The organism is Longimicrobium sp., from assembly GCF_036387355.1.
Lineage (GTDB): Bacteria > Gemmatimonadota > Gemmatimonadetes > Longimicrobiales > Longimicrobiaceae > Longimicrobium.
On the sequence record NZ_DASVTX010000074.1, the window covers coordinates 1 to 1,668 of the forward strand.

Sequence of the window (1,668 nt, forward strand, 5' to 3'; positions counted from 1 at the left end):
TGTCGGATAATGTAATGTATCATGGCCGTTTCCGGCCAGTGCACCCGCCGCGCACCTTTCCCGGATGCAACCCGGTGCCGCTTGAACGGCTTCCGTTTTCCGCTTACTCTTGTGGAATCCCCGCCGTCATCCTCCCGCACATGCCGACATCGATGGACCGAACGACAGAATCCGCGGCGCTGGACCGGCTGGTGGAGGCGGTGCGGCAGGGCGCGGAGTATCTGCGCGGCGGCACGCTGGTGGCGGACACCACGGCGGGGATCCCCAACGCGGAGCGCGCGGTGGTCGAGTGGCTGGGCGAGGGGGATTCGGCGGCGCTGCGCGGCGTTTCGTTTCCGCGCGAGACGGCGCTGCGGCACGCCCGCGCGCGGGAGCTGAATGCGGCCGGGGAGTGGCTGGCCAAGGCGCGCGCCGCGCTGGCGGCGGCGGACCTGTCTGCGCGCGGGCGAATGCTGGGGTCCACCATGCACCACGCGGGCGAGGCGTACCTGGCGTACTGCCACGCCGCGTGGGACGAGGCGCTTCGGGAGCTGGACGTCGCCATCGACTACGCCAACCGCGCCAGCGACGAACACGGCTTCCCCAACGCGGAGGGGCGCCGGCTGCACCTGTCGCACATTCACCTGCGCGCACGGGTGGCGTCCCGGCTCGATCCCATGGGCGCGCTGCGGACCGCCGCCGCGCTGTGGGACTACATCGAGGGCGATGCGCGGGCGTGGCCGCTGGCCCCGCTGCGCACCCCCGCGCCGCCGCTGCCGCCGCGCCTGCTCGCCATCACGCTGAACGAGATCGTCACCGAACTGGCGCTGCTGCTGGCCCGCGAGCCGCAGCTGAACGGCGCACTGGTGCAGCGGCTGGATCATCGTCTCGCCGCGCCGGAGGGGGCGGATCCGTTCGCCTGGTGCCGCGGGTGGCTGCGCATGCGCGCCGCGCTGCACGGCGCGGACGAGGAGCCGTTCCTCCGCGAGTCGGCGGACTTCCTGGCCCGGGTGGACGGCCCGCGCCCGCTGCTGTGGTTCGCCGCGCTGCGGGATGCGCACGATTTCTGTGCCGCGCTGCCGGACTCTCGTGGCGCCGGGGCCGCGGCGCGGATCGCCGCGCTCGCGCCCACCGGCCTTCGCGTTCCCGCCATCCTGGCCCTTCCCGCCACGCCGGACGCGCAGGCCCGCCCGGCTGCCTGATCCGCGCCGTCCATCGGGTCCGCGGCGCGCGGGGTGGATCGCGGTGTGCACCGCGTGTATCTTCGGCCACCGACCGCACTCCATCCCCCGCGCCCCGCACGCCCCGGTGAAGCTTCCCCGCCACGCGGCCATCCTGGAGATCGTCCGTAACCACCGCGTCCCCTCGCAGGAGGCGCTGCGTGAGCTTCTGGCGGCGCGCGGCATCGACGTCGCGCAAGCCACCCTGTCGCGCGACATCCGCAATCTGGGGCTGGTGAAAGCGCCCGACGAGCACGGCGGGAGCGGATACGTGGTCCCGGCGGGCGGGCCGGACGTGGGCCCCACGCTCAGCCGGCTGCTTCCCGCGCTGTACGTGGGCGCGGATGGCGTGGGCAACCTGCTGGTGCTCAAGACGCTCGTGGGCGGCGCGCAGCCCATTGCCGTCGCCATCGACGCGGAGGGGTGGCCGGAGATCGTGGGCACCATCGGCGGCGACGACACCATCCTC

The 1,668-nt window shown here is 73.7% G+C and carries 2 protein-coding genes; both read left to right on the forward strand.

Going from position 1 to position 1,668, the window contains the following annotated elements; genetic code table 11:
* The first annotated feature begins 152 nt into the window (after window positions 1-152).
* Complete coding sequence (locus tag VF665_RS03450; RefSeq protein ID WP_331052008.1) at window positions 153-1,181, forward strand: hypothetical protein; 1,029 nt, start codon at window positions 153-155, stop codon at window positions 1,179-1,181.
* 106 nt (window positions 1,182-1,287) lie between these two features.
* The coding region (locus tag VF665_RS03455; protein ID WP_331052009.1) for an arginine repressor at window positions 1,288-1,668 on the forward strand (381 nt) is incomplete at its 3' end.